This is a genomic window from Salinicola socius (genome assembly GCF_001937195.1).
GTDB classification, from domain to species: domain Bacteria; phylum Pseudomonadota; class Gammaproteobacteria; order Pseudomonadales; family Halomonadaceae; genus Salinicola; species Salinicola socius.
This window is the reverse complement of record NZ_MSDO01000001.1, coordinates 300,742-317,129: the sequence shown is the minus strand read 5'-3', so window position 1 is coordinate 317,129 and position 16,388 is coordinate 300,742. Positions and strand designations below refer to the sequence as shown.

The following is a 16,388-nucleotide window of genomic DNA, read 5'->3' as shown; positions in this document are numbered from 1 at the left end:
TCCCCGGCGAAAAATCCGGCGATTCTAGCAGTTTCGCCGTTAGGTTCCAGACAAGGGCTGATCCAGGCGGCGGCGCGGCGGGGCGACAGGTCGGTAATCGAACCGTAACTGATTGTTCATGGTGGAAAACTCCTCGGCACTATTGTCGTTGTTGATCGGTTATCGTCTTTGGTGATTGTCGCTATCGATTGTCGCGAAGCCGTCATGGCGAATCGGGTGGTTCACAGGGGCGGACCAGCAATGCCGCACGCGCGTTCAGCTCGACGTGGGCATTGGGGAAGACCACCGAGAGCGGTCCCTCTTCCACGACGAAAGGCCCGCTCTCGTCATCTTCGGCCAACGTCTCGCCGACCGGAAATTCGCTGAAATTGGCGACGTTCTCGGCAAAGGTAAGGCGAAAGGTGTCGCTCGTCCGCATCAGCTCATGCGCCACCTGAAAGAAGCGAAGCTCATCGAGGGTTGCGGTGGAGAATGGGCGTCCTTCCGCCAGCGCGCCAAGCCATGCGCGCATGCCATTCAAGGCGTCGAGATCGTTGTCGCCAAACGGGCGTACCTTGCCGAGCTCCAGAGTATAGGCCTCGGCCGCGTGGTAATGGCGCGAATAGTGGGAAAAGGTCCAACTGTGCTGGTGTTGAAGCAGCACGGCCTGCATGCCAGCGGCCGCGAGCGCCCGCCAGTGGAACCTGGGCTGCGTCTCTGGCTGCTTTTCCGTCTCTGGCCGTTTTTCCGACTCTGGCCGTTTTTCTGAATAGGGCACCACGGCGAAGCGCGGGTATCGGCTGTCGCGAATGGCGGTGTGCATGTCGAGATGCAGCCGGCGCTCGGGATATCTCGCAAAGAAACCGTCCACTGCCCGCATCAGCTCACGCGCGCGCTCGGGTTCCGCTCCGTGCTGGTCGAGCCCACGCCGGAACAGGCGGTTGAGATTGGTGGTGACGAAACGGGCCTGCGCGCGTATCGAGGGGAGATTGCCGAGGATCACCAGCAGCGGTGCAGCGAGTGCGAGACGACCCGATTCGAGGGCGGCCAGCCATTCTCCGACGAGCTCGATGGGCGCGGTCTCGTTGCCGTGGATGCCGGCGGAGATCACCACGCTACGCGCGTCCGCGGAAACGACGTCCGGCGTCAGTTCGAGGATGCCCTCGCCGAGAATGCGGTAGCGTCCACCGGGTAGGCGGCCCTGGCCGGCGGCACCCGGTGAGAAAGAGTCGAAGCCTTCCGAGGCCAATGCCTCGTCAAGCGTTGCCGAGAGCCACTTATCCAGCATGAGCTGCTCGCCGCGGCGGCATCGGGATGATGCGGGGGGACGGGAAGGGAAGCAAGATCGGCGTGGACATAGGCTGGGCTCTCGCCAGTGTTGGCTGCTGTCGGTAGCAGCCAGCTTACCCCGTTCGTCGTCTCCGGCAAGGCGCCTCGTCGATACGCTGAAAGAATGCGGCCTGATCTTGAAACCGGCGTCATGAAAGCGCAGTGGTGGACATCTTCGACCGGAAAGCCTTGGGTCTTGTCTTCCGTCGAGAAAGTCGTGGCGTGGAGTCTGACCGGGAAAACCCGCTCGTCGCGGGTCTTCCAGGTTCGTTCGCGGCGCTGTCGTGCCGCTATTCGATCCCCCCTCCGGCTTTCGTCAGACCCCGCGGGTTCCGGTATAGAGCGTGTAGATCGAACGGCTCGCGGTCATCAGCAGCCGGTTGCGGTGCTCACCGACGAAACACAGATTGGCGCATACCTCCGGCAGCAGGATGCGACCGATGCGGTCGCCATTGGGGGCAAAGATCGAGACGCCGTCATGCCCCTCGCCCCCGGAGACTGCCGCCCACAGGTTGTCGTCCTGATCCAGCGTGATGCCGTCGTAGGTTTCGCTGTCCTGGCTCGACACCACGGTTTCGCGATTGCTGAGCGACTGGCCGTCCTGGGAGAGCGCCCAGCGTGACACCGTCGCCGGCCGATCCGGAAAATGGGAAGGCGCGGTATCGCTGACGTAGAGCCGGCGCTTGTCGCCGGACAGTGCAATGCCGTTGGGCTTGCCCAGCTCGTCGGACAGCAGCTTCGGCGCTTCCAGCGTGTCGTCGACGTAGTAGATCGCCGGCTTGACCTCCAGCGGGCGCTTCTCGCCTTCATAATCGACATGGGCGCCGTAGCCGGGATCGGTGAAGATCACGCCGTCGTTGGGCAGGATCACCAGGTCGTTGGGGGCATTCAATGGTTTGCCCTGAAAGCGACTGGCGAGAACGGTGGTGGTGCCATCCCACTCGTAGCGTACGACGCGCGCCGGTGAATGCTCGCAGGCGACCAGACGGCCATGATGGTCGAAGGCGTTGCCGTTGGAGTGACCGACGCCTTCGCGCAGCACGCTGACCCGACCGGTCATCTCGTCCCAGCGCATCTGCCGGGCGCGGGGAATATCGCTGAACACGGCGTAGCGCCCGACGGCGTTCCAGGCAGGTCCCTCCAGCCACAGCCCCGCCGACCAGTGGCGCTCGAGCGGTGTATTGAAGACATAATAGGGTTTGAAGCGATCATCCAGCACCTGCCACGCCTCGTCCGGATAGCGAGCGGGGGGCTCGGTTGCCGTCTGGGCCAGCAGGCTGGGCGAGAAGGCGACGGAGGCGCCGATCAAGGCAGAATTTCGCAGTAGCTGTCGACGATCGAGGGTCATGGCAGGCTTCCAGTCAAAAGGTGCTCCCACTATAGAACGCCCGTTGGGAGGGGCGAGAGGATGAGCGCTGATTCTCGACCAAAGCATGAGCTTTCGGGTCAGCCAGACGCTCCTCCGATGGCGCCGGTTCGCTGGCAGATTTCCGGATCCTGCGAGACCTGGACCAGTTCGTCGACAGGGAACTCGAGTGCCCGTGCCTTGGAGATCAGCCCGGCATAGGTGGGCGGGTCCAGCGTGGGGTCACGTGAAAGTATCCACAGGTAGTCTCGATCCGGACCGGCGACGAGCGCATGTTGATAACTGTCATCCAGCGCCAGCACGCTGTAGCCGGCGTAGAAGGGGCCGAAGAAGCTGACCTTGAGATGACCGACACTGGGGTCGCCGACGAAGCTGGCGCGACCCTCGGCGCTCTCCCAGCGCTGCTCGGCCGGATCGTAGCCGCGATTGATCACGCGAATGTCGCCATCGTCGCGGCGGCTGTACTCCGCCGTGACGCATTCGAGACCCTCCTCGAAACCGTGGTCGAGTCGGGCGATCTCGTACCACTGGCCCAGGTAATGCTCGATCCGGAAGTCATTGACCGGCTGCGTTCCCTCGGGAACGCCCGTGCAGCCGGCCAGCAACGTGAAGGGGGCGAGCCAGGTCAGGCGAGGGTAATGTGGGAGTCTCGTTGGCAACAGCATGGGGATCCTTCCTTTTGCGGCTGTTGCTGAGAGTTTTTCGATGAGAAAAAGTTGCATTCGCTGTCGGCGCGGCCGCCTCACATGCCTCACGTCTCGTCACGCGGTGGCGTCGGACGGATCAGTATCTCGTTGACATCGACGCGTTCCGGCTGGTTCAAGGCGTAGATCACGGCATTGGCGATGTCCTGCTCTTCGAGGGCCTGTTCGGGCGGCGAATCGAAAAACGGCGTGTCTACCATGCCGGGCTCGATCAGCGTGACGCGAATCCCCGAGCCACGCAGCTCCTCTCTCAGATTGTGGCCGATACCGGTGACTGCCCACTTGGTCGCGCTATACATCGAGCCGGCGATGGTGGTGCGCCCGGCGGCCGAGCCCGTCAGCAGCACATGTCCGTGGCTCGCGCGCAGGGCCGGCAGCGCTGCCTGAATCGACAGCCCGACGCCGTAGACGTTGGTCAGGATCATCGACTTCCACACCTCGGCATCGGCGCCGCTGAAACCACCGGGCGTTCCGCCCATGCCGGCATTGGCAAAAAGCCCGTCGAGACGGCCGAAACGGGAAAGCGTCTGTGCCACGACCCGGTGCTGATCCTCGGCGGAGGTCACGTCGCAACTGAGCGCCAGCGCATGGTCTTCGCCGAGGGAAGCCACCAGGGCGTCGAGCTTGTCCGTGTTGCGAGCGGCCAGGGCAACGCGATATCCCGATTCGACTGCCAGCTTTGCGGTGGCGGCACCGATCCCGCTCGAGGCGCCTGTGATCAAGATGACCTTGTCATGGGACATCGTCGCATCCTTTCGTCGTGAACGAGGGTAGCCGCCCCGAGAGAGGCGGCCGTTTCATCAGCTGGCTTCCCGAGCTTCCATCTCGTGGCGGTAGGTCTTGGCCAGGGTGGCCTTTTCCGAGTCGCTCAGGGCGCGCCCCGCCAACTGGAACACTTCCTGTTCCTCTTCATCGAGATGATGCGTCACCAGATCCTGAAGCTTTTTGGCGCTGGCCAGCCAGCCGGGAGAGTCGTACTCGGTCTCTTCCAGCGTCTCGATCAGCTCGTCGATCTCGTGATGCTCGGCAACGCTGTGACGCGCCTTCTCCTGCGTCATGTCGTGCTCCATCATCGGAATATAGAGCGCGCGCTCTTCCGCGACGGCATGGTTCTCCAGCTCGGCGCGCAGACGCTTGAACAGCTCGTCGCGACCTTCGCTGTCGCCATGGGTCTTGACCAGCAGGTCCAGCAAACGGCGCTGCTTGTCGTGACTTTCACGCAGGTCTTCAAAAAGCGTCATCTTCTTCATCCTTGTGTCGCGGTCCTGGCGGGTGTCGGCAACGGGTCAGGGCCGCTGCCACAGACAAGGTTAGGTGAGATGAACGGCGGCTGCTAAATCCTTCACGATTATCCTCGTGCGAGGGCAGTTACGGCTTAAGTCGGATGTCCATGACGTCTCAACTGTGGTTATTTGTGTCAATAATATTATCAATAATTATGACGACGAGGATGCCATGGCAGACGACGCCAGTAACGAGCGGCACGACGGGCAGAAAGACATCCCGGCCGACGAGCGGCAGACCGGGCTCAATCAGGGCCTGGTGAACTACGGCGACGCCGGGTTTTCGCTGTTTCTACGCAAGGCCTTCATCAAGGGGGCGGGTTACAGCGACGATGCGCTCAATCGCACCATTGTCGGTATCGTCAATACCGGCAGCGGCTACAACCCCTGTCACGGCAATGCGCCGCAACTGATCGAGGCGGTCAAGCGTGGGGTGATGCTGGAGGGCGGGTTGCCGATCGAATTCCCCACCATCTCGATCGCCGAGAGTTTCTCCACGCCCACGAGCATGTACCTGCGTAACCTGATGTCGATGGATACCGAGGAGATGATCCGCGCCCAGCCGATGGATTCGGTGGTGCTCATCGGCGGATGCGACAAGACGGTGCCTGCCCAGTTGATGGGCGCCGCTTCCGCCAATGTGCCCATGCTCGAGCTGGTGACCGGCGCGATGCTGACCAGCGGCCATCGCGGCGTCCGTGTCGGCGCGTGTACCGACTGTCGTCGCTACTGGGGCATGTATCGCGGCCAGGAGATCGACGATCAGGAGATCGAAGAGGTCAACGCCAAACTGGTCGGCAGTGTCGGTACCTGCTCGGTCATGGGCACGGCCAGCACCATGGCGTGTATCAGCGAAGCGCTGGGCATCGCGTTGCCGGGCAGCGCCTCGCCGCCGGCGGTGACCGCGGATCGCATGCGCGTCGCCGAGGCGACCGGAAGACAAGCCGTGATCAACGCCAGGACGCGCGTGACGCCGGACAGGATCCTGACCGAAAAGGCGTTCGAGAATGCGCTGCGGGTGCTGTTGGCGATCGGTGGTTCCACCAACGGGATCATTCACCTGACGGCCATCGCCGGACGCATGGGTATCGATATCGACCTGGCGGCTTTCGATCGGATGAGCCGCGAGACGCCGGTGCTGGTCGATCTCAAGCCGTCGGGTCAGCACTACATGGAGGATCTGCATCGTGCCGGCGGGCTGCCGACCGTGCTGCGCGAACTGAAACCGCTGCTGCACCTGGATGCCATGACCGTGACCGGACGCACGCTGGGCGAAGAGATCGATGCCGTGCCGGCTTTCGAGCAGCAGGTGGTGCATCGCTTCGACGCGCCGCTCTATCCGGCCGGCGGGATCGCCTTCTTACGCGGCAACCTGGCGCCCGATGGCGCGATCATCAAGCAGTCGGCCGCCGATGCCCGGTTGATGGAGCACGAAGGTCGTGCGGTGGTGTTCGAAAATGCCGAGGACATGGCCGCGCGCATCGACGACCCGGCGCTGGACGTGACGGCGGAGGATGTTCTGGTGCTCAAGCGGATCGGACCCGTCGGTGCACCGGGAATGCCCGAAGCGGGTTATCTGCCGATCCCGCGCAAGCTGGCCCGGCAGGGCGTGCGCGACATGTTGCGAATCTCCGACGGCCGCATGAGCGGCACGGCGGCGGGTTCCATCGTGCTGCACGTGACGCCCGAAGCCGCCCTGGGCGGGCCGCTGGCGCTGGTCGAGAACGGCGACCGGATTCGCCTGAGCGTGAGCGAACGCCGCCTCGAGCTGCTGGTCGATGACGCAGAACTCGCGCGGCGCCGGGAAGGCTGGCGGCCGATTGCCCTGACCGCCGAGCGAGGGTATCGCAAGCTGTTTCTCGAGCAGATCACCCAGGCGGATCAGGGTTGCGATTTCACCTTCCTGCGGCCGCCGAACATCCAGCGTCGGGTGCCGAAGTGATGGCGGGCCTCGAGGCCGATCACTCGTATCAGCCGCCTTCCCGGAGCCGGTAGAGATGCAGATAACGCTCTTTCGAGGGCTGGAGATGCTGGTAGCAGAGGCGGTGTAGCTCGGCGCGATCCTGCTGCTTGAGCGCGTCGATCATGGCGAGGTGCTCATCGCGCGCCAGCAGGATCGCCTGGCGATCGGTGGTGCCGATGAAACGAATGGCGTGGGCCTTCTGCGCGAACTCGTTGATCGTATCCGCGAGATAGTCGTTGCCGCAGGCCGCGAACAGCGTGCGATGGAAGGCGATGTTGTGATGGAACACCGCGCGCAGATCCCCGCTCTCCACCGCCGCACCGTGCTGCGACTGGATGGCGGTCAGCGCATCGATCAACGCGGGCGGGGCCGGCATCGGGATGCGATCCGCGGCGGCCTCTTCCAGCAGCTCACGCATGACATAGATCCCTTCCACCTCTTCGGGTGTGTAGGATTTGACGAAGGCGCCACGATTCTTGATCCGTTCCACCAGACCGGCGTTCTCGAGCTGAAATAGCGCCTGGCGCACCACGTGGCGCTTGCCGGCGAAGCGCTGCATCAGGTCCTCTTCGACCAGTCTCTCTTTCGGGTGCACCCGATTCAGCACGATGTCCTCTTCGATGGCCGAGACGATATCGGCGACGCTGACCGCTTCGGCAGTCGCCTCTGCACGCTCGTCGGCGAGCCGCTGACCGCTAGCGGGGATGGTCGATTTAGCGATGTCTCGCTTTGGCATGAGCGTTTCCCGTCATGATGAAGTTCCCGTCGATCTGTCGGCCATTGTCTGCAGCCGATCGGAGTGGGGCAAGTGGCGCTTCGGCACGACTCCCACCAAGAATCATGATCGAAACGTGCAGAATCGATTCTGCTGCGTCAACCTCCCGGATGATGCCAGTTTTTCAGCTTTTAGCGCCGTTTTGTAGGACGTTAGTGCTTTAGTCTCTATTGGCGTCAATATTATTGACAATATGATCGATAAATTAATACGTTCTTTCAGTCGCGGCAAGAACAGGCATGACAAGGACAGGTACGACAAGGACAGGTACGACAAGGATAGGTACGACAAGGATAGGTACGACAACGAATAAGCACGATAACGATAACCAGACTCCGTCAGAGAGGAATCGATCATGCACGCCAAAGCCCTTCGCCACTGGCTGACGATCACCGCCATGGCCATCAGTCTGTCTCCCCTGGCGCAAGCCGCCGATTACGTGGGAGGCGATGAAGTCACCGTACTGCAGGGATTCAAACCGGGAGGCGGCAGTGACGCCCTGGCACAGCTGGTCCAGCCGCGCCTGAGCGAGATCCTCGGCGTCGATTTTGTCAACGAATACATGCCCGGCGCCACCGGTGCCATTGCCTGGACGCGTCTGGCCAAGCAGTCGCCCAAGGATGGCGGCACCATCAGCATCACCAATACGCCGATGCTGATGACCAACTACATCATGAACGATGCCATTACCTACAGCACCGACGAGTTGACCCCGATCGCCAACGTGGTGACCGATCCGGGCATCGTCGTCGTCAGCCCTGACAGTCCCTATCAGACCATCGAGGATCTTTTCGAAGCCGCCGAGCAGAGCCCGGGAACGGTGACAATCGGCAATTCCGGCGTCGGCGGGGACGATTTCTTCACCACCATCCTGCTCGAGCAGGCCAAGGGCCTGTCGTTCAAGAAGGTACCGTTCCAGGGCGACGGCCCCTCCGCGACGGCCGCCATGGGTGGCAAGATCGATGCCAGTTTCAACAACGTGGGCAACGTCTATGGCCAGGTCGAGTCCGGCAACCTCAGAGCGCTGGCGGTGTTCGCCGAAAAGCGGCTGACCAGCCTGCCTGACGTGCCCACCATGAAAGAGAAAGGCGTCGATATCGTGGCGGGCTCCTCGCGCGGTTACAGCGCACCGGCGGGCATTCCGGATGAGGCTCGTCAGCAGCTGATCGAGGCATTCCAGACTCTGGCCAAGGATCCCGACTTCCAGGCCCAGGCGGAAAAACGCGCCATGAACCTCGATGTCGTCACCGGAGATGACTACCGCGCGATGATCGAGCAGATGGAAAGCGACTATCGCGGGATCTGGGAGTCGGTCAAGGACGAGGTCGGTCGCTGAATGGCTGACGCACTAGCGAGGAGAAGGGCGCCATGAATGTCAGTCGTTTGCTGCTGGGTGTGTTCGGCATCGTCGTGGCCGGCGTCTTCTTCTTCGACGCCAGCCAGTACCCGCGCGCCGCGGCCCAGATGCCGGTGATCTACGCCGTGGCCGTGGCGCTGCTGTCGCTGGCGATGGTGGCCAGCGAACTTCGCCTCCGGCGCCGTGCGACGGCCACTCGCGGCTCCGGTGCCGGAGCTGGTTCAGGTACGGGAGTGACTGGCGCAGGTGCTGGAGTGACCCGTGCTGGAGCTACGGGCGTAAACACCGTTGCGGAGGGTTCGAGCGAGGCAACGCCGGAACCTCGGCGCTGGGCGGCGGTCGCCGTCATTTTCCTGCTGGCGGTGGGTTACGTCTCGGTGATGACGACACTCGGCTACGTGCTGGCCACGGCGCTGTTCATGGCCCTGGCGCTGGCGATTCTGCGCACGGTGAAATGGACCTTCGCGTTGATCGCCGGAGCGGTGCTGATCGCGATGATCTGCCTGGTGTTCGTGCAGTTCCTGGGCTTGCCGATTCCGCTGCTGCCGAGCTTTCTATAAGCGCTCATCAAGGACAGCTTGTAAGCACTCGTCACAACCGGCGGCCCACGTTGCTCAAATCGAGCGCAGGAGAGTAGACGCGCATGGATTCCTCTTTGGTAATGATCGGGCTGACCAACGTGCTCAGCTTCAACAACATAGCCTGCATCCTTGGCGGGACGCTGCTGGGGTTGTTCGTCGGGGCGATGCCGGGGTTGTCGGCAACGATGGCGTTGGCCTTGCTGCTGCCGCTGACATTCAGCTTCGACCCCGCGACCGGGCTGAGCATGCTGGCTTCGCTCTACGTGGGGGCGTCCTATGGCGGTTCCATCGCTGCGATTCTGTTGCGCACGCCCGGTACGCCGTCGGCGGCGGCAACCGTTCTCGATGGCTTTCCGCTCTCGCAGCAGGGGCGTGCCGGCGAAGCGCTGGGAGTGTCGCTGTTCGCCTCATTCTTCGGTGGGCTGATGAGCGGTATCGCGCTGCTGACGGCGGCGCCGCTCCTCGGCACGCTGGTGCTCGAGTTCGGTCCGGTCGAGCTGTTCGCGATCGCCGTACTGGGCATCACCATCATCGGCTCGCTGGCCCAGGGCTCGGTCATCAGCGGACTGCTCTCCGGCGGGTTGGGTCTGCTGCTCAGTACCGTCGGGATGGATCTGACGACGGGCACGCCACGGATGACCTTCGATCAGATCAATCTGTTCGGCGGGATCGATTTCACGGTAGCGCTGATCGGACTGTTCTCGGTGCCCCAGGCACTGACCCTGATCGAGAATTCTCACCAGGGTGGCAAGGTGGCGAGCCGTATCACCGACCGCTTGATGCCGCGGTGGAGCACCATCAAGCAACTGATGCCCAACATCCTGCGCTCCAGCGGCATCGGTATTGTCGTTGGGCTGATCCCCGGCACCGGCGGCGATACTGCCAGCTGGTTCGCCTACAACGAGGCCAAGCGCTTCGCCAAGGACAAGAGCCGCTTCGGCAAGGGAGAGGTCGCCGGGGTCGCCGCGCCTGAGGCCGCCAACAATGCCGTGGTCGGTGGCGCACTGATCCCCACCATCGCCCTCGGGATCCCGGGCAGCTCTTCCACCGCGATCCTGCTGGGTGCGCTGATGGTGCAGGGTATTCTGCCGGGCCCTAATCTGCTGACCGATTACGGCGATGTCACCTACACCCTGATCTGGGCGGTGATTCTCGCCAACATCGCGCTGCTGGTGGTGGGGTTGGCGTTCACCAAGATGAGCGTGTCGGTGACCAAGATCCCCGATGGCTTCATCGCCTGCGCGATTCTCACGCTGTGCATCATCGGCGCCTTCGCCATCAACAACAGCCTGTTCGATGTCGGACTCATGCTCGGCTTCGGTCTGTTCGGTTACTGGATGAGCAAGGCCGGAGTATCTCCTGCGCCGATGGTGATCGGTCTGATCCTGGGTCCGGTGATGGAGACCAGCTTCCAGCAATCGATGCTGATCGGCAACGACAGCTTCGGCGTTTTTCTGGAGAGCCCGATCGCCACCGTGCTGCTGATCCTCGCGCTGCTGTCGATCCTGCAGGCGACACCGTTCTTCCGCTGGCTGCGCGTGCCGTTCAAGCGTCGCCTGAAACCTGATTGATGCCACGGCATGCCAACCAACCGGAGAGATGACCGATGACCCGAATTACCGATGTACAGGCGCGAACGGTCAATGTCGCGCTGGACAACCCGACCCGCTTTTCCAACCGGCAGGTCCTCAAGCGTGACTACGCGCTGGTCAAGGTGACCGGCGACGACGGCATCAGTGGTATCGGCTTCTGCTACGGCGGCAACAATGCCGGCCACCTGGTGACGCAGGCCGTACGCGATCTGCTAAAGCCCGTGCTGATGGGGCAGGACACTCACCGCGTCGAGGGGTTGTGGCAGGAGATGTATCAGGAGAGTTTGCTGCACGGCCGCACCGGTTCGGTGATGCGGGCGCTGAGCATCCTCGACGTGGCGCTGTGGGATCGCAATGCCCGCGCCGCCCATCTGCCGCTCTATAAATTTCTTGGCGCCAGCGACGAAGAGAGCGTGGCGGCCTACGCCAGCGGTGGCTATTACCTCGACGGCAAGACGCCGGCCAGGCTGGCGGAAGAGATGACCGGCTACGTCGAGAAGGGTTTCAAGGCGGTCAAGATGAAGGTGGGACGCGAAGGTCTGGCTGGCGAGGAAGCGCGTCTGGCGGCCGTCCGCGAGGCCATCGGCCCCGATGTGCTGCTGATGATGGACGCCAACAACGCCTGGCATGATCTGCCTTCGGCCCTGGCCTTCGCGCGGATGGCCGAGCCCTATTCTCCCTACTGGATCGAAGAGCCGTTCAGCCCGGACGACATCGACAACCATCGTCGCCTGGCCGAGCGCACGCCGATTCCGGTGGCGACGGGCGAGATCGAAGCCGGACGCTGGCGCTTCAAGGAGCTGCTGGACAAGGAGGCGGCGATGATCCTGCAGACCGATGCTGCGGTCTGTGGCGGGATCACGGAATTTCGTCGCATCGCCGCCACGGCGGCCAGTTACGGGGTGGAGATCTGCCCGCACTGGTTCCATGATCTTCACGTACATCTGGTCGGCTCGACACCGAATGCGCCTTTCGTCGAATTTTTTGCCGACGATCAAGTGCTTAACTTCCGTAGACTGATCGATACGCAGTTGACCTTCAGCGACGGACGTCTGCACCTTCCGCAGACGCCGGGATTGGGTTTCGACTTCGACGAGGCGACGCTGTCGCGCCACGCCGCCGACCCCTGGTCCTGAGTCGAGCGATCGCCAGGGTCGACGCTTTCCATTTTCCCACTACCTTTTCCTCATTACCTGCCTGCCAGAGGTTTGTGCTCATGTCGTCGAATGCGCCCTGCGGTGCCGTACTTTCGCCGGTCATCACGCCGTTTAACGATGATCTCTCTCCCGATGCCGAGCGCTTCGTCGACCATTGCCGCTGGTTGATGGCCAACGATGTCGGTCTGGCGATCTTCGGCACCAACTCCGAGGCCAATTCGCTGTCGCTGCAGGAGCGTCTCGATCTGCTCGATCACCTGGTCGCGGCGGGGATCGACACCGCCCGGCTGATGCCGGGGACCGGCTGCTGTTCGATACCCGACAGCGTGGCCCTGACCCGCCATGCCGTGAGCCAGGGCGTGGGTGGCGTGCTGATGCTGCCGCCGTTCTACTACAAGGGCGTCTCGGAAGAGGGGCTGTTCCGGTTCTACTGCGAGGTGATCGAACGCGTCGGCGACGAGCGGCTGCGCCTCTATCTCTACCATATCCCGCCGGTGGCGCAGGTGCCGATCGGGCTGGGTCTTATCGAGCGGTTGCTGAAGCGCTATCCCGAGGTCGTGGCTGGGATCAAGGACAGCTCTGGTGATTGGGCCAATACTCAAGCTGTCATCGATGCCTTCGGAACGCTGGGATTTAGAGTCTATGCGGGTAGCGAGCGCTTTCTGCTGCCCACGCTGCGAGCCGGCGGCGCCGGTTGCATCAGTGCCACGGCCAACGTCAATCCCCGCGCGATCTCGGCGCTGGGCGGCAGTTGGCAGGGCGACGATGCCGATGCGCGCCAGCAGGCGCTGAACGAGATTCGCGATATCTTCGAAAGTGTGCCGATGATCCCGGCGCTCAAGGCTGCCACCGCGCATTTCAGCGGCGATGCCGAGTGGGATCGCCTGCGGCCGCCGCTGGTCTCGCTCGACGAGCGCCAGCGCGAGACGTTGCTGATGTCGCTGGCACGGGTCGGATTCACGATGCCGGGCGTCGCAGGGTGACTGTTGGTGAAGTAGAGTCGATCGTCTTTTTCAGTGATAAGGATCATTCGTGACGCGTCAACAACGCCGCCTGTCCCGCATTCGCAATTTCCTGGATCTCGAGCGCGCCGGTCAGCGCCATCTTCCCCGGCCACTCCATGGATACGTCGCCAACGCGGCGGAAGATGGCAAGAGCCTGGCCGCCAACCGCGCGGCCTTCGATGACTACTGTTTCCTGCCCCGCGCGCTGACCGACGTCTCCCGCGTTTCGCTCGAGACCGAACTGCTGGGTAAGCGCTATGCCGCCCCGTTCGGGATCGCGCCCATGGGGATCAGTGCCTTGTCCGCCTATCGGGGGGATCTGGCGCTCGCTCGGGCGGCGGCTCAGGCCAATGTGCCGATGATCATGAGTGGCTCGTCGTTGATCCCGATGGAGGAGGTAGCCAGGGTCGAGGGCGCAGACTGGTTCCAGGCCTATCTGCCGGGAGACAAGCCGGGCATCGAGGCGTTGATCGCCCGTGTCGAGCGAGCCGGCTTTCATCATCTGGTCATTACCGTCGACTATCCCGTTCCCCCCAATCCCGACAACAACCGACGCAGCGGCTTTTCATCGCCAATTCGTCCGAGTCTTCGCCTGGCCCTGGATGGGCTGGTCAAGCCGCGTTGGCTCTACGAGACGTTCTACAAGACGCTTCGTCATCACGGGATTCCTCACTTCGAGAACAATCACGCGACCCGGGGCATTCCAGTCATCTCCCGTCACGTCAATCGCGACTTCTCCGGACGCACGCATCTCGACTGGGACTATCTCGCGCTGGTGCGAGAACGCTGGCCGGGGAACCTGATCGTCAAGGGCATCCTGCATCCTGAGGATGCCAGGCGGGCCAAGGCGCAAGGTGTCGATGCCATCATCGTGTCCAATCACGGCGGCAGACAGCTGGATGGCACGATCGCGCCGCTACGAATGCTTCCCGAAGTGGTCGATGCGGTCGGAGACTTCCCCGTCATGATCGATAGTGGCTTCCGGCGCGGAACCGACGTGCTGAAAGCCCTCGCGCTGGGTGCCCGCTTCGTCTTCTTCGGGCGCCCTTTCAATTATGCGGCAGCCTACGCCGGAGAAGCCGGCGTCAGCCATGCGATCCGTCTGATGCAAGATGAAGTCACCCGCGATATGGCACTTCTCGGTATTACGGAGATCGAGCAGATGGACATGAGCCGATTGAGAAGAACGCGCTAAAGCCGGTTCTGCCATTCGCTTTTTCCCGACTGTCTTCGAATGGCACCCGTGATCCATATGGCTGCTGGGCGCGCCGGAACAACATGGGTATGCTGTGGATTCACACGCCGCCGATGGTGCGAGACGGTCAAGGCCGCTTTTGCGCGAATAATGCAGAGAATAAAGCAGGGGGACGAGGGAAGAGCAATGATGCCGAACATGGAGCTGGATCGCCTATCTCGAGAGATACGAACCATTCCCGATGTAGATTCTGACTTGTCGGACACCTCAATCTGCCACACTCATTGACGGGCCTAGGTTATTCCGTCGGTTGTTTCCAGGATCTAGTCATCTTCGGGTCGGGGTTCGTCTGTGACGACAGCAATGGCAAAAGCAGACAGGATCAGGGGGCGAGCCGCATGCGATGGGCGTTGATCGGATGTCTGTCGCTACTCTCCTTCGTTTCACTCGACAGTCGGGGCGATGAGCTCGCGCCTGCCATCATTGCCAACCTGACCGTGCAACAGTCCTCCCTGCCGCTCGAAACGCTTAGAGCCATATTCGCGATGCGACAGAGAACGCTTCCCGACGGCCAGGCCGTCCACGTTTTCGTGTTGCCCGACGACAATCCGATTCACGAAGCTTTCTCCAAGAAAATACTTGGGGTCTACCCTCACCAGCTTCGACTGGCCTGGGACCGCGCCGTGTTCTCGGGCACCGGGCAAGCGCCCAATGAGGTCGACGACGAAACCGAAATGCTCGAGGCCGTTGCCTCGACGCCTGGCAGCGTTGGATACATCAAACAAACAAGCCTGACGGATCAAGTGCGGGTGCTCGACATTGAATAAACTGAAACCGTTCTCGATCGCAGCTCAAGCGGCGATATCCCTGATGCTCGCGGCAAACGCTCATGCCGTGGAAATGTCGGATACCTTTCAGGTTCATGGCTTCATGAGCCAGGCACTCATCGTGACTGACCACAATGACTTCTTCGGTCCTAGTAGTGAGAAAGGCGGCAGCCTGGAATATACCGAATTAGGGCTTAACGCTTCTGTTCGGCCATTGAGCAATGTGCTAGTGGCGGGGCAGCTTCTTGCCAGACAAGCAGGAGATATACAACAGTTAAACGACGTAGAGCTGGATTATGGTGTCATCGATTACCAGTTTTATAGTGACGCCGATATGACAGCAGGAGTGCAAGTGGGGCGATTCAAGAATCCGTTAGGTCTCTATAATCAGACTCGTGATATTGCCATTACTCGTCCCAGTATTTTGCTGCCGCAGTCGATTTACTTTGATCGCACACGCAAGCCCGCGTTATCTGCCGATGGATTGACTAGCTATCTTGAAAAACCACTGAAGGACGGTGTTTTAAGACTGCAGGTGGGTGCTGGCAAACCTCGTATGGACAAGCAATCCGAAATATCGGCCTGGGGCAGGGACGATTTAGGAGATTATTCTGGTAAGACCTCTTATATTGGACAGCTACGCTATGAACATGGCGGTGGAGGCATCATCTTGGCGATGACTTACGCCGACGTCAACGCTGGCCTGGATTCCAAACCGTCTGGCCCGGGATCAGGAAACTTTTCGTTTCAACCTTGGATATTCTCTTTTCAATACAATAGAGAAAACTGGTCTTTGACGAGTGAGTATGCTCTCCGTCACGTCAGGTCAAGTGGGTTCTCAGACCCCTATAATTACGAAGCGACAGGCGAGAGTTGGTATGTCCAGTTTACTCGTCGCCTAAGCGCTGATTGGCAGTGGCTGTTAAGATATGACTCGCTGGTGACAAATAGAGCAGATCGTTCTGGACGAGACTATGAGGAAAGAACGGGGAGGCCTGCTTATACAAGGTACGCAAAAGACTGGACTGCTGGATTGCAATGGCAGCCATATTCTCGTTTTTTGATTTCTACGGAATTCCACAATATCGAAGGGACTGGCTGGGTACCGTTTCAGGACGTGTCAGAAGTTAGTACGCAGGAAAAATACTGGAATATGCTTCTTTTTCAGGTTTCTTATTTGTTTTAAATGGATGGGTGATCACTTCAGGGCGTACTCAGATGCACGCAAAGGGAAGGAGTTTTCGTTTAGACCTAAAGTGGCGAGCGATGCTGCTAA

The 16,388-nt window shown here is 61.4% G+C and carries 15 protein-coding genes; 9 read left to right on the top strand and 6 right to left on the bottom strand.

Translation table 11 applies throughout. The features are described from left to right. Window positions 1-202 precede the first annotated feature (202 nt). The 5 genes from BTW07_RS01420 to BTW07_RS01400 all read right to left on the bottom strand — a co-directional run bounded on the left by BTW07_RS01420 (window position 203) and on the right by BTW07_RS01400 (window position 4,619). A complete protein-coding gene (locus tag BTW07_RS01420; protein WP_075568349.1) occupies window positions 203-1,267 on the bottom strand; it encodes a succinylglutamate desuccinylase in 1,065 nt (354 codons plus the stop codon). A 357-nt stretch (window positions 1,268-1,624) separates the two neighbouring features. Continuing rightward, a complete protein-coding gene (locus BTW07_RS01415) occupies window positions 1,625-2,656 on the bottom strand; it encodes an SMP-30/gluconolactonase/LRE family protein (protein WP_075568348.1) in 1,032 nt (343 codons plus the stop codon). Between the two features lie 98 nt (window positions 2,657-2,754). Further along, a complete protein-coding gene (locus tag BTW07_RS01410) occupies window positions 2,755-3,339 on the bottom strand; it encodes a lipocalin family protein (protein WP_075568347.1) in 585 nt (194 codons plus the stop codon). Window positions 3,340-3,425: 86 nt separating this feature from the next. Beyond that, window positions 3,426-4,121, bottom strand: coding sequence for an SDR family oxidoreductase (locus BTW07_RS01405; RefSeq protein ID WP_075568346.1), 696 nt, complete (start codon window positions 4,119-4,121; stop codon window positions 3,426-3,428). 57 nt (window positions 4,122-4,178) lie between these two features. Next, entirely contained in the window at window positions 4,179-4,619 is a 441-nt protein-coding gene (locus tag BTW07_RS01400; protein WP_075568345.1) for a hemerythrin domain-containing protein, read from the bottom strand. Window positions 4,620-4,833: 214 nt separating this feature from the next. Between BTW07_RS01400 and BTW07_RS01395 the strand changes: the two genes are divergently transcribed. Next, window positions 4,834-6,603, top strand: coding sequence for an IlvD/Edd family dehydratase (locus tag BTW07_RS01395; protein ID WP_075568344.1), 1,770 nt, complete (start codon window positions 4,834-4,836; stop codon window positions 6,601-6,603). Between the two features lie 28 nt (window positions 6,604-6,631). Here BTW07_RS01395 and BTW07_RS01390 read toward each other — a convergent pair whose 3' ends face one another. Next, on the bottom strand, window positions 6,632-7,360 hold the full coding sequence (locus BTW07_RS01390; protein ID WP_083941383.1) for a GntR family transcriptional regulator: 729 nt from the start codon (window positions 7,358-7,360) through the stop codon (window positions 6,632-6,634). 394 nt (window positions 7,361-7,754) lie between these two features. On the opposite strand from BTW07_RS01390, the gene BTW07_RS01385 reads away from it, so the two are divergent. From BTW07_RS01385 to BTW07_RS01350, 8 genes are all read left to right on the top strand, one after another. Next, a complete protein-coding gene (locus BTW07_RS01385; protein WP_083941382.1) occupies window positions 7,755-8,735 on the top strand; it encodes a tripartite tricarboxylate transporter substrate binding protein in 981 nt (326 codons plus the stop codon). A 32-nt stretch (window positions 8,736-8,767) separates the two neighbouring features. Next, window positions 8,768-9,316 (top strand): tripartite tricarboxylate transporter TctB family protein, encoded by a 549-nt coding sequence (locus tag BTW07_RS01380; protein ID WP_075568343.1) that lies wholly within the window; start codon window positions 8,768-8,770, stop codon window positions 9,314-9,316. 83 nt (window positions 9,317-9,399) lie between these two features. After that, window positions 9,400-10,908: a tripartite tricarboxylate transporter permease gene (locus BTW07_RS01375; protein ID WP_075568342.1), complete on the top strand. Its 1,509-nt coding sequence runs from the start codon at window positions 9,400-9,402 to the stop codon at window positions 10,906-10,908. Between the two features lie 35 nt (window positions 10,909-10,943). Next, window positions 10,944-12,065, top strand: a complete 1,122-nt coding sequence (locus BTW07_RS01370) for a mandelate racemase/muconate lactonizing enzyme family protein (protein ID WP_075568341.1) — start codon at window positions 10,944-10,946, stop codon at window positions 12,063-12,065. Window positions 12,066-12,145: 80 nt separating this feature from the next. Further along, on the top strand, window positions 12,146-13,069 hold the full coding sequence (locus BTW07_RS01365) for a dihydrodipicolinate synthase family protein (RefSeq protein ID WP_075568340.1): 924 nt from the start codon (window positions 12,146-12,148) through the stop codon (window positions 13,067-13,069). A gap of 49 nt (window positions 13,070-13,118) precedes the next feature. Next, window positions 13,119-14,285, top strand: a complete 1,167-nt coding sequence (locus BTW07_RS01360; RefSeq protein WP_075568339.1) for an alpha-hydroxy acid oxidase — start codon at window positions 13,119-13,121, stop codon at window positions 14,283-14,285. 398 nt (window positions 14,286-14,683) lie between these two features. Next, window positions 14,684-15,112 carry a hypothetical protein gene (locus BTW07_RS01355; RefSeq protein ID WP_075568338.1) on the top strand — a complete coding sequence of 143 codons (429 nt, stop codon included), beginning with the start codon at window positions 14,684-14,686 and terminating at the stop codon, window positions 15,110-15,112. Further along, on the top strand, window positions 15,105-16,298 hold the full coding sequence (locus BTW07_RS01350; RefSeq protein WP_244158286.1) for a hypothetical protein: 1,194 nt from the start codon (window positions 15,105-15,107) through the stop codon (window positions 16,296-16,298). The genes BTW07_RS01355 and BTW07_RS01350 overlap by 8 nt, the downstream gene beginning before the upstream one ends. Window positions 16,299-16,388: the final 90 nt, after the last annotated feature.